Origin of the sequence: Mesorhizobium sp. M0048, assembly GCF_040323405.1 — a bacterium.
In the GTDB taxonomy this organism is placed as follows: Bacteria; Pseudomonadota; Alphaproteobacteria; order Rhizobiales; family Rhizobiaceae; genus Mesorhizobium.
On the sequence record NZ_JAMYUV010000044.1, the window covers coordinates 1 to 12,219 of the forward strand.

9 protein-coding genes and 1 pseudogene are annotated in these 12,219 nt (G+C 62.4%); 2 read left to right on the forward strand and 8 right to left on the reverse strand.

Annotated features, from left to right (window positions below; genetic code table 11):
- Nucleotides 1-344: pseudogene (locus NKJ84_RS25965) on the forward strand (hypothetical protein); the annotation flags it as partial.
- A 3-nt stretch (nucleotides 345-347) separates the two neighbouring features.
- On the opposite strand, the gene NKJ84_RS25970 reads toward NKJ84_RS25965, so the two are convergent.
- From NKJ84_RS25970 to NKJ84_RS25995, 6 genes are all read right to left on the reverse strand, one after another.
- On the reverse strand, nucleotides 348-935 hold the full coding sequence (locus NKJ84_RS25970) for a hemerythrin domain-containing protein (RefSeq protein ID WP_352508811.1): 588 nt from the start codon (nucleotides 933-935) through the stop codon (nucleotides 348-350).
- Nucleotides 936-1,037: 102 nt separating this feature from the next.
- Nucleotides 1,038-1,397: a diacylglycerol kinase gene (locus NKJ84_RS25975; RefSeq protein ID WP_352508812.1), complete on the reverse strand. Its 360-nt coding sequence runs from the start codon at nucleotides 1,395-1,397 to the stop codon at nucleotides 1,038-1,040.
- A 77-nt stretch (nucleotides 1,398-1,474) separates the two neighbouring features.
- A complete protein-coding gene (locus tag NKJ84_RS25980; protein WP_352508813.1) occupies nucleotides 1,475-1,894 on the reverse strand; it encodes a GFA family protein in 420 nt (139 codons plus the stop codon).
- A 125-nt stretch (nucleotides 1,895-2,019) separates the two neighbouring features.
- Entirely contained in the window at nucleotides 2,020-3,393 is a 1,374-nt protein-coding gene (locus NKJ84_RS25985; RefSeq protein WP_352508814.1) for a class II 3-deoxy-7-phosphoheptulonate synthase, read from the reverse strand.
- Nucleotides 3,394-3,573: 180 nt separating this feature from the next.
- On the reverse strand, nucleotides 3,574-7,074 hold the full coding sequence (mfd, locus tag NKJ84_RS25990; protein ID WP_352508815.1) for a transcription-repair coupling factor: 3,501 nt from the start codon (nucleotides 7,072-7,074) through the stop codon (nucleotides 3,574-3,576).
- Nucleotides 7,075-7,087: 13 nt separating this feature from the next.
- Nucleotides 7,088-7,375, reverse strand: coding sequence for an FAD assembly factor SdhE (locus NKJ84_RS25995; RefSeq protein WP_352491635.1), 288 nt, complete (start codon nucleotides 7,373-7,375; stop codon nucleotides 7,088-7,090).
- 91 nt (nucleotides 7,376-7,466) lie between these two features.
- On the opposite strand from NKJ84_RS25995, the gene recG reads away from it, so the two are divergent.
- Nucleotides 7,467-9,575 carry an ATP-dependent DNA helicase RecG gene (gene recG / locus NKJ84_RS26000; protein WP_352508816.1) on the forward strand — a complete coding sequence of 703 codons (2,109 nt, stop codon included), beginning with the start codon at nucleotides 7,467-7,469 and terminating at the stop codon, nucleotides 9,573-9,575.
- Here the strand turns inward: recG and NKJ84_RS26005 are convergent.
- Nucleotides 9,527-10,279, reverse strand: coding sequence for a DUF502 domain-containing protein (locus tag NKJ84_RS26005; protein WP_352479017.1), 753 nt, complete (start codon nucleotides 10,277-10,279; stop codon nucleotides 9,527-9,529). The genes recG and NKJ84_RS26005 overlap by 49 nt on opposite strands.
- Before the next feature lie 80 nt (nucleotides 10,280-10,359).
- Nucleotides 10,360-12,183 carry a glutamine--fructose-6-phosphate transaminase (isomerizing) gene (gene glmS, locus NKJ84_RS26010; protein ID WP_254820154.1) on the reverse strand — a complete coding sequence of 608 codons (1,824 nt, stop codon included), beginning with the start codon at nucleotides 12,181-12,183 and terminating at the stop codon, nucleotides 10,360-10,362.
- Nucleotides 12,184-12,219 lie beyond the last annotated feature (36 nt).

Genomic DNA, 12,219 nt, shown 5'->3' on the forward strand with positions numbered 1-12,219 from the left:
GAATCGGTGATCGCAACGTCACCACCGTGCCATGGCCGCTCGCCCCTCAGAGCAAGCCCCGTTCTCTCTCCAAAACTTTTTGCAGAACCTTCAGCACACTATCGCTGTCCGGCATTGCCGCGTCGCGTTTCGCCATCCTCAACGCCATCTCATCGGTGGTCTGGGCGGCGCTGTTCTGCACGGTCGGTTATGTGTTCGGGCTGGGTGCCGAGCGCATCGTCGGCCAGGCACTGGCCCGTCACGAGCGGCTGCTGATCGCTCTGGCAATCGGCCTGGTTGTGGCTATCCTCGGCTGGGTGGCGTCGCACTTCTTCGCCAAGAAGGAGCTTCGCAAGGGAAGCTGATCGTCAATCTATGCCGAGCGCACGGTCACCCTTTTCCAGGATCAGCGGGATGATCAGGTCTTCCTCGTCGGCAAGATGCCTGGTCAGCATGGCGATCAGCCGGCTGTTCTCGTCGGCATAGGCATCGGCGGCGAAGCGCTGCTTGACCTCGCTCTCCTGAAGCGTGCGGATGAAGGCATTTGCCGCCTCGGCATTGCGCTCCAGTCCCTCATGGATTGTGTGGTGATCGGCATCGAGAATCTCGAAGCCGCGCTTCAGACGGGTCTCGGCCCTGGCGAAGACCGGGAAATAATGATGGTCCTCGACATTGTGATGGCCGTCGAGATTGCCGAGGAAATGGTTGAGGCGCGGCGCGAACCAGCGCGCGAATTCCGGCGCGTTCAGCCTACCTTCTCGATAATCGCCGATACCACTGGTGAGCATGTCGCCAAGCTCGCGGAACATATCGTGCCGCTGCAGCCACATATTGGCCACGCCGTGAATGTTGGCATGCGCCTGCCAGATCTTGCGCGGATATTTTTCGGCCAGCCAGCGCAGATCGTCCGGCAGGCCCTCACGTTCAAGCAGCAGAAATCCGGCGGTATTGGTCATGTCGGTTCCCTCAGACCATGATCCCGAAAAGTGGTACCGGTTTTTCGGAAAAGATCATGGTCAAAACGAGAAATGCAGTGACGGCATGTAGTGTCTGAAACGTCAGATCGGCACCCCGAGGATCCGCTCGACGATGGCGACGCCCCAGACGCCTGCAGCGATTACCACCGAAATAAGCACCGCCAGCGAACCGCAATCCTTGGCCAGTTGGATATCGACGTTGAATTCACGGCTGAACGCGTCGCAGGCCGCCTCGATGCCGGTGTTCAGCACCTCGATCATGATCATGAGCAGCACCGCGCCGATCAGCAGCGCATAGCCGCGCCACGATTCCGAAAGGAACCAGCCGAGCGGCAAGGCAAGCACAAGCAGCGTCAGCTCCAGCTGGAAGGCCTCCTCGCTGGCGGCCAGTTTGCGAAACGCCCGCACCGAGTTGTAAAAAGCGTCGATCAGCCGCTGCATGCCAAAACCCTTCGGAATCACCGGCAGGGGATTAGCGCAATGGCTGGACCAAGGGAATAAGGCGACCTCTTCAAAAATCAGTCGCCTGCCACCTTGATCGACGGCGTTGACTTCTCGAACTGCGGCAGCCCGTCGTCGACCGCGTAATAGTCGCCCTTGTCGCCGACGAAGATGTGACATTCCCCTTGAAGTCCGGTTGGCGCGTCGAACAGCCCGGCCAGGACTGAAACATAGCCATCATCCGTCGGCTTCCAGAACAGCAGCGAGCCGCATGTCTTGCAGAAACCCCGTCTGGCAAACGAAGATGCCTCGTACCAGGTGATGCTGTCCGCGCCCGTGATCGTGATGTCGCGGTCGGCAACATTGGTCGCCGCATAAAAATGCCCGCTCTGCTTCCGGCACTGCGAGCAATGGCAGTAGATAACACCGCGCAGCGGTCCTCGTGTCTGGAACCGCACTGCCCCGCACAAGCATGATCCGGTGTGACTGTCAGCCATATCGGCCTCCCGATGCAATTGCCGTCGCTTCGCAGGATTCCAGTTTTGCGTGCGTTAGGCACGAGCAAATGCGACACCCGCCGGACGCGTTTCGCTGACCACCTCGATGATCGAATACGTTCTAATCAGCCGTTGACGGCCTGCTTGTGCTGGACCGGATGGCTCTTCTTGAGCAGATCGGACACCAGGAACGCCAATTCGATCGCCTGGTCGGCGTTGAGCCGCGGATCGCAATGGGTGTGGTAGCGATCCTGCAATTCTTCGGCGGTGATGGCGCGGGCACCACCGGTGCATTCGGTGACGTTCTTGCCTGTCATCTCGATGTGTATGCCGCCGGGATGCGTGCCTTCGGCGCGGTGCACCTCGAAGAACGTCTGCACCTCCTTCAGGATGCGGTCAAACGGCCGTGTCTTGTAGCCGGCGGCCTCGATCGTATTGCCATGCATCGGATCGGAAGACCACACCACACTGCGGCCTTCCTTCTGTACCGCTCGCACCAGCCTCGGCAGATGGTCGGCAACCTTATCGGAGCCGAAACGAGCGATCAGCGTCAGCCGGCCGGGCTCGTTCTCCGGATTGAGCAGATCGATGAGTTGCAACAGGCCGTCCGGCGTCAGCGACGGCCCGCATTTCAGCCCCAGCGGGTTCTTGATGCCGCGGCAATATTCGACATGCGCATGGTCGGGTTGGCGCGTGCGATCGCCGATCCAGATCATGTGGCCAGAGGTGGCGTACCAGTCGCCCGAGGTCGAATCGACGCGGGTCAGCGCCTCTTCATAACCGAGCAGCAGCGCCTCATGGCTGGTATAGAAATCGGTCTCGCGCAGCGCATAATTGGTCTCCGAGGTGATGCCGACGGCCTTCATGAAGTCCATCGTCTCGGTGATGCGGTTGGCGAGCGACTCGTATTTCTCGCCCTGCGGGCTGTCGGAGACGAACCCGAGCATCCATTGATGCACGTTCTCCAGGCTGGCGTAGCCGCCCTGGGCGAAGGCGCGCAAAAGGTTGAGCGTCGCCGCCGACTGGCGGTACGCCATCTCCTGTCTTGCAGGATCGGGAATGCGCGACTTGGCATCGAACTCGATGCCGTTGATGATGTCGCCGCGATAGCTGGGCAGCGTCACACCGCCCTTGGTCTCATTGTCGGACGAGCGCGGCTTGGCGAACTGGCCGGCGACACGGCCGACCTTCACCACCGGTTGAGCGCCAGCGAAGGTCAGCACCACCGACATCTGCAGGAAGACGCGGAAGAAGTCGCGGATATTGTCCGCGCCATGTTCGGCGAAGCTCTCGGCGCAATCGCCACCTTGCAGAAGGAATGCGTCACCGGCAGCGACGGCTGCAAGCTGCTTCTTCAGCTTGCGTGCCTCACCTGCAAAAACCAGCGGCGGAAAGGTGGCGAGCTGGGCTTCCGTGTTCCTCAGCGCGGCAAGGTCCGGATAGGCAGGAACCTGCTGGATCGGCTTAGCTCTCCACGAATTCGGCGACCATTTCGTCATCGAAGCACCTAACGCTCTTTTCACGCGGACGCCATCGCCCGCCAATCCGCCCCATATGGGGTCGCGGCTGCATACACGAAGCCGATTTCCTATTCTAGACCGGAATCTCAGCGCTGGCGAATGGCACGGCAGGGCGAAAGTACCAGCGCCGTCATGGTCCAGAGCACCAGCGATACCCTGCTACGCCGCCGCCTTCTCCACCAGCCGTGCCAGCTGCGTCATGACAACCGCTGAGCCTGCCAGCCGCTTTTCGGGCGTCGGCCAGTCGCGGCTGAAGACGACGCTCTGGTCCGGCCGGATCTTGGCCAGCGAACCCTGTTCGCCGATGAGCTTGACCAGCCCGACCGGATTGGGGAATTCGCGCTTGCGGAAATGGATGACGACGCCTTTCGGTCCGGCATCGAGTTTTTCGACATTGGCCTTGCGGCAAAGTGCCTTGATGAAGACGATCTTCAATAAATGCTTCACCTCTTCCGGCAGCGGCCCGAAACGGTCGATAAGCTCGGCGCCAAAAGCGTCGATCTCTTCAGTGTTTTCGAGATCGCCAAGGCGGCGATAGAGCGCCAACCTGAGCTGCAGATCCGGGACATAGCTTTCCGGGATCATCACCGCTGTGCCGACGGCGATCTGCGGCGACCAGCCGCCGTCCTGCACCTCGCCGGAATCCTTCACTTCGGCCACTGCCTCCTCCAGCATCTGCTGGTAGAGCTCGAAGCCGACCTCCTTGATGTGGCCCGACTGCTCTTCGCCAAGCAGATTGCCGGCGCCGCGAATGTCGAGGTCGTGGCTGGCCAGCTGGAAACCGGCGCCTAGCGTATCGAGCGACTGCAGCACTTTCAGCCGGCGCTCGGCTGTATCGGTGAGCTTGCGGTTGGCGGGCAGCGTGAACAGCGCGTAGGCGCGCACCTTAGAGCGGCCGACGCGCCCGCGCAGCTGATAGAGCTGAGACAGGCCGAACATATCGGCGCGGTGTACGATCAGCGTATTGGCAGTCGGAATATCGAGGCCGGATTCGACGATTGTGGTCGACAAAAGCACATCGTACTGGCCGTCATAGAAGGCGTTCATGATGTCGTCGAGTTCGCCGGGCGGCATCTGACCATGGGCCACGGCCACTTTCAGCTCAGGCACGGATTCGCGCAGGAAATCATGGATTTCCGCGAGATCGCTGATGCGCGGTACGACATAGAAAGAATGGCCGCCACGGTAGCGCTCGCGCAGCAGCGTCTCGCGGATGACCAGCGGATCGAAAGGGGAGATGAAGGTGCGCACGGCCATGCGATCGACCGGCGGCGTGGCGATCAGCGACAACTCACGCACCCCGGTCAAGGCAAGCTGCAGCGTTCGCGGGATCGGCGTCGCCGATAGCGTCAGAACGTGGACGTCGGTCTTGAGATCCTTCAGCCGCTCCTTGTGCTTGACGCCGAAATGCTGCTCCTCGTCGATGATCAGCAGGCCGAGATTCTTGAACGAGATCGAGGAGCCGAGCAGTGCGTGCGTGCCGATGACAATGTCGACTTGGCCTTCGGCGACGCCCTTCTTGGTCTCGGCCAGTTCCTTGGCGCCGACCAGCCGCGAGGCCTGGGCGACGCGGATCGGCAGGCCGGAGAAGCGCTGCGAGAAGGTCTTGAAATGCTGGCGCGACAACAATGTCGTCGGCACCACCACCGCGACCTGAAAGCCTTCCATCGCCGCGATGAAGGCAGCACGAAGCGCGACTTCGGTCTTGCCGAAGCCGACATCGCCGCAGATCAGCCGGTCCATCGGCTTTCCAGCGCCCAGATCATCCCTGACCGAATCGATCGCCGTTTGCTGGTCGTCGGTTTCCTCATAGGGGAAACGCGCTGCAAACTCGCCATAGAGGCCTTCCGCCGGCAGCAGCGCCGGTGCGGCCCGCATTTGTCGCTCGGCGGCGATGCGGATCAACTGCCCGGCCATGTCGAGCAGGCGTTTCTTCAGCCGTGCCTTGCGCGACTGCCAGGCGCCGCCGCCAAGCTTGTCGAGTGTCGCCTCGGCCGAATCCGAGCCATAGCGCGACAGCAACTCGATGTTTTCCACCGGCAAGAACAGCCGATCGTCGCCGGCATAGTGGATTTCGAGGCAATCGTGCGGCGCACCGAGCGCCTCGATGGTGCGCAGCCCGATGAAGCGGCCAATGCCATGGTCGGCATGGACGACGATATCGCCTGAGGACAATGCCGAAGCCTCGGCGATGAAGTCGGACGCGCGCTTCTTGCGCTTCGAACGCCGGATCAGTCGGTCGCCGAGAATGTCCTGCTCGGCGATGACGACCAGTTTCTCCGTCTCGAAGCCGGATTCGAGCGGCAGCACGGCCAGTCCCGCTTGCCCAGGCTCAAGCTTTTCGGCTTCGGCAAGCGTCGCCACCGGTTTCAGATTGCCAAGATGATGCTCGGCCAGGATTTGGCCGAGCCGGTCGAGCGAACCTTCAGTCCAGCCGGCGACGAGGACACGGCGGCCTACAGCGCGCTCGTCGGAAATGTGTTTTACGACGACGTCGAAGACGTTGGCGTTAGGGTCGGCGCGCTCCTCGACGAAGCTGCGACCATGGCGCGAGCCAGCATGGAAAACCTTTTTCGCACCGGCATCGGGCGCATCGAAGGACGTGAAGTCTATCGCTTCGCGTGGGCCAAGCGAGGCAATCAGGTTTTCGGGCGACAGATAAAGCAAATCCGGCGACACCGGCTTGTAGGGCACGGCATCCTTCAAGGCGCCGTCGGCCTGTTTTTTGCGCGCCTCATAATGATCGAGGATCAGCGCATGGCGCTCGGCCAGTGCCTCATGCGCCAGATGATCAAACACCACCGGCGCATCCGGCAAATAATCGAACACGGTTTCCAACCGCTCATAGAAGAACGGCAGCCAGTGCTCCATGCCGGCAAACCGCCTGCCCTCGCTGACCGCCGCATAGAGTCCATCTTCGCGCGAGGGCGCGCCAAAGGCTTCGATGTAGGCGCGGCGGAAGCGGCTGATCGTCTCTGGCGTCAGCGCCACCTCGCTCATCGCCTGTAGCGCCATCGACTTGCGCTGGCCGGTGGTGCGCTGTGTTGCGGTATCGAAGACGCGGATCGATTCCAGCGTATCGCCGAAGAAATCGAGGCGCAGCGCCTCAGTCCAGCCGGGCGCGAGGAGATCGAGAATGCCGCCGCGCACCGCGAATTCGCCGATACCGCGCACCGTCGGCACTCGCTCGAAGCCGGAATTCTCCAGCCGCGACACCAGCACGTTCATGTCTATCTGGTTGCCCGGTTTGGCGTGGAAGATCTGCGCCTCGACGAGTTCAGCCGGCGGAATGCGTTGCAACAGCGCATTCGCGGTGGTGAGGACGACGGCGCGGTGGGGCTTCTTCGCCAGCGCAATCATTGCAGCCAGTGCATCGAGCCGCCTTGCGGCGGCATCGGCGCCGGGCGAGACACGGTCATAAGGCAGGCAATCCCAGGCCGGCAGTTCCAGCACCGGGAGGCCCGGCGCGGCAAAGGCAAGCGCCTCGACGATCGCCGGCAGGCGCTGGCCGTCGCGGGCCACGAACAGCACCGGCTTGTCGGGGGCGATCTCGTGCGCAGCCTGCACCAGGGCAAAGGCTTCGTAGCCGTCGGCGACGCCATCGACAATGAACTGGCCGGCGCGGCCTTTCGGCAGACCGATCGTAGGGATAAGGCTCATGGCTACACGTTGTTCAGAAGGTCATCTCCCGGCGCGAAGCCAGGATTTTTTGCAGGACGGCACAGTCGACATCCGCCGGAACCGGGCGTTCGCCAGTGACGAGAGGCAGGAATTCGGTGTCGGGAATATCGAGGAGCCTCTCATATTGGTCGATTTCGTCGCCGGTCAAGGCGCCGATCTCGGCGTCGGCGAAGCTGCCGAGTATAAGGTCCATCTCGCGCATGCCGCGGTGCCACGAACGAAACAAAAGCTTGCGGCGGCGGGCATCGAGGCCCTCGCTTGATCGTTTCGTTCCGGTCATCTTGCAACATCCTTGCCTAGGCGGCGCATATAGCGTGGATAGAAGGCGGTGTCAGCCTTGCGCTACAGTCGCCGCAACATAAGCTGACATCATGCGTCCTTCCCTCCTCGATCCGCTGTTTGTCCCGATCACCTCGCTTGCCGGCGTCGGGCCGAAAGTTGGCGCCCTGATCGAAAAAGTCGTAGCAGCCGACCTCGGCGACCGGGCCGCGCGCGCCGGCGACCTCTTGTTCGTGCTGCCGCATACTGTCATCGACCGCCGCAACCGCCCGGGCATCGCCGGTTCGGCCGAGGGCGCCATTGTCACACTCGACGTACGCATCGACCGCCACCAGCCGCCGCCACGCGGCAACAGGTCGGTCCCGTACCGGGTCTACGCCCATGACGACACCGGCGAGATCGCGCTGACCTTCTTCCATGCCCATGCTGCCTATCTCGAAAAAGCAATGCCCGTAGGCGAGCATGTCGTCGTCTCAGGCCGCATGGAATGGTTCAACGGCCGCCCGACCATGGTTCACCCCGACCATATCGCACTTGCCGGCGACGCGGAAAACCTGCCGCTGGTCGAGCCGGTCTATCCGCTGACCGCCGGGCTCTCGGGCAAGGTGCTGCGCCGGGCCATCGGCCAGGCGCTGGCCCGCCTGCCGGTGCTGCCCGAATGGCAGGACGGCGAGTTCCGGCGCCGCCATGCCTTTCCTGCTTTCACCGATGCGCTCAACCGCATCCACAATCCTGCCGACCCGATCGACGTCTCGGTCGACGGCGCAGCATGGCGGCGCCTTGCCTATGACGAGTTCTTGGCCGGCCAGGTATCGCTGGCGCTGGTGCGGGCCAAGGTCCGCCGATTATCGGGCCGGCCACTCGTCGGCGACGGCCGCATAGTCGAGCAACTTCGCGTGGCACTACCCTATTCGCTGACCATGTCGCAGGAAATGGCGCTTGCCGAAATCAACGCCGATCTCGGCGACCCCGAACGCATGCTGCGCCTTTTGCAGGGCGATGTCGGCTCCGGCAAGACGGTGATCGCGCTGCTTGCCATGGCGCGTGCCGTCGAGGCCGGCGGCCAGGCGGCATTGGTGGCACCGACCGAAATCCTGGCGCGCCAGCATCTTGCAACGATTGCGCCGTTGGCGGAACGGGCCGGGCTGCGTGTCGCCGTCCTCACCGGTCGCGAAAAGGGCCGCGAGCGTGCCGACACGCTGACCGGGCTGGCCAATGGTGACATCGACATCGTCGTCGGCACTCATGCGCTGTTCCAGGAAACGGTTACGTTCCATGACCTCGTGTTCGCCGTCGTCGACGAGCAGCACCGTTTCGGCGTCCACCAGCGCCTTGCGATCACCGCCAAGGGCGACGCGCCCGACATGCTGGTGATGACGGCAACGCCGATACCGCGAACGCTGGTGCTGACTGCATTCGGCGACATGGATGTGTCGAAGCTGACGGAAAAGCCGGCCGGCCGCCAGCCAATCCGCACCGTCACCTTGCCGCTTGAACGGCTCGACGAACTGATCGGACGCATGCTCGACGCCGTCGCCGATGACCAGAAAATCTACTGGATCTGTCCGCTGGTCGAGGAATCCGAGGAAATCAAACTGATGTCGGCCGAGGACCGTTTTGCCTCGCTGAAGCCACTGTTCGGCGACCGCATTGGCCTGGTGCACGGCCGCATGAAAGGCACCGACAAAGACGAGGCGATGCGCGCCTTTAAACAGGGCGACACCCGTATCCTGATCGCCACCACCGTCATCGAGGTCGGCGTCGATGTGCCTGATGCGACGATCATGGTCATCGAGCATGCCGAGCGCTTTGGCCTCGCCCAGTTGCACCAATTGCGCGGCCGGGTCGGGCGTGGCGACAAGCCTTCATCCTGCGTGCTGCTCTACAAGGACCCGCTTGGCGAGACGGCAAAACGCCGTTTGTCGGTGATGCGGGAGACCGAGGACGGTTTCCGTATCGCCGAAGAGGATCTGAAGCTACGCGGCGAAGGCGAGTTGCTCGGCACCCGCCAGTCCGGCACGCCGGGCTTCCAGGTGGCGCGCATCGAGGTGCATGCCGACCTGCTCGAGGCCGCTCGCGACGATGCGCGGCTGATCCTGTCGCGCGATCCGGAACTGCAGTCCGAACGCGGCACGGCGCTACGCCTGTTGCTCTATCTGTTCGGCCGCGACGAGGCCGTGCGGCTCCTGCGTGCCGGCTGAGGCATCGTGTCGAGCGGAGGATTGGCAAGCGCGCCGTGGATCTGCTCGCCGTTCACCGTCATCATTTTGACAGCTGGCGCCACCAGGCCGGCCGACACGATCAGCTTGGCTCCGTCCTCGATCGTCATGTCGAGCGATACGATGTCGGATTTCGGCACATACATCAGAAAGCCTGTCGTCGGGTTGGGCGTACACGGCATGAACACGGCAATCAGCGGATCGCCTTCCCGGTCGAGCTTCTGGTTGATCTCGGTTTCCTTCTCGCTGGCGACGAAGACAAGCGACCAGACCCCTTTGCGCGGATATTCTACCAACCCGACCTGGCGGAACATGTCGCCCTTGTTCGACAGCACCGTCTCGAAAATCTGCTTCAGCGAACGGTAGATGCCGCGCACCAGCGGCATGCGACCAAGCAGGCGCTCGCCGAAGTTGACGATGGCGCGGCCAACGATATTGGCGGTCATAAAGCCGATGAAAGTGATGAGGATCAGGGCAACGATCAGCCCAAAACCCGGCACTGGAAACGGCAGGTAGGTGTCCGGATTGTAGCGTACCGGAATGTAGGGTTTGACCCAGGAATCGACCCAGCCGATAAGCGACCAGGCAATGTAGGCGGTAATCGCGAGCGGCGCGCAAACGACGAAGCCGGTCAGGAAATAGTTTCTCAGCCGGGTCATGCCTGAGGTCTTGAGAGCGTCCGACATGGTTCACCGCAGCGTGTGTTTGCAGCGCGACACTACTGAACCGGAAGGCGCTTTGGAATGGCGAAGTTTTTAAACGAGACCTATTCCACCGTTACCGATTTCGCCAGGTTGCGAGGCTGGTCGACGTCCGTACCCATGAACACGGCGGTGAAGTAGGCGAGCATCTGGATCGGCAGCGCGTAGATGATCGGCGAGATGATTTCCGGCACGTCCGGCAAAACGATCGTCTCCATCGTCTTCACCGTAGCGTGCGCCGCGCCCTTGCCGTCAGTGATCAGGATGATCTTGCCGCCGCGCGCGGCCACCTCCTGCATGTTCGACACGGTCTTTTCGAAGATGCGGTCATGCGGGGCGATGACGATGACGGGCATGTTCTCGTCGATCAGCGCGATCGGGCCGTGTTTCAGCTCGCCGGCAGCATAGCCTTCGGCATGGATATAGGAGATCTCCTTGAGCTTCAGCGCACCTTCCATGGCCAGCGGAAAATTGGTGTCCCGGCCGAGATAAAGCACATTCTTGTAGTGCGAGAGGTCGCGCGCGATTTTTTCGATCTGCCCGTCGAGCTTTAGCACCTGGTTCGCATAACGCGGCGCTTCCGACAGCTCGCGTATCAGCGTTTTCTCGTGCTCATGCGAAATCGTTCCGCGCGCCACGCCGGCCCGCACCGCCAGCGAGGCCAGCACGGAAAGTTGGCAGGTGAACGCCTTGGTCGAGGCAACGCCGATCTCCGGGCCGGCCAATGTCGGCAGGATGACGTCGGATTCGCGCGCCATGGTCGATTCGCGCACATTGACGACCGCGCCGATCTTCATGCCAGCCTTGCGGCAGTAGCGCAGCGATGCCAGCGTGTCGGCGGTCTCACCCGATTGCGAGATGAAGAAAGCGGCATCGTTCTTCGACAGCGGCATCTCGCGGTAGCGGAACTCCGAAGCGACATCGATGTCGACCGGCAGCCGCGCATAGCGCTCGAACCAGTATTTGCTGATCAGCCCGGCGAGATAGGCGGTGCCGCAGGCCGAAATCGCCAGCCGGTCGATCTTGGCGAAATCGAACGGCAGAGCGAGCGGCTTCGAGGCGCCACCGACGAAATCGACATAATGCGCCAGCGTGTGCGAGATCACTTCCGGCTGCTCATGGATTTCCTTTTCCATGAAATGGCGGCGGTTGCCTTTGTCGACCATGAAGCTCGTGCTCAGCGACTGTTGGCGTTTGCGGTCGACCTTGTTGCCGCCCATGTCGAAAATATCGACCTCGTTGCGGCGCACTACCGCCCAGTCGCCGTCTTCCAGATAGGTGATCGAATTGGTGAACGGGGCAAGCGCGATGGCGTCGGAGCCAAGGAACATCTGGCCGTCGCCGTGACCGACGGCGAGCGGCGGGCCATTGCGCGCGCCGACGATCAAATCCTCGTCGCCCTTGAACATGATGGCGAGCGCAAAGGCGCCTTCTAGCCGCTTCAGCGCCTTATGCGCCGCCTCGACCGGCTTCAGCCCCCTGGCCAGTTCGCGCGCCACCAGATGCGCGACGACTTCGGTATCGGTCTGTGAGGCGAAGCTGTAGCCGTCGCGCATCAGCTCGTCGCGCAATTCGGCGAAATTCTCGATTATGCCGTTATGGACGATTGCGACGCCGTCGGAAAAATGCGGATGCGCATTGCTCTCGTTCGGAACGCCATGCGTGGCCCAGCGCGTGTGGCCGATGCCGATCATGCCGTCGAGCGGTTCGTCCTTCAGCCGGCGCTCGAGATTGACCAGCTTGCCCTCGGCGCGGCGGCGGTCAAGCCTGCCGTGCTCGATCGTGGCGACGCCGGCCGAGTCATAGCCGCGATATTCGAGCCTTTTCAACGCATCGACGATAAGCGGCGCGACCGGCGAGTTACCGACAATTCCAACGATACCGCACATCGCGCCTGCCCCCGATTCCGACCTCAAACCCGGCGC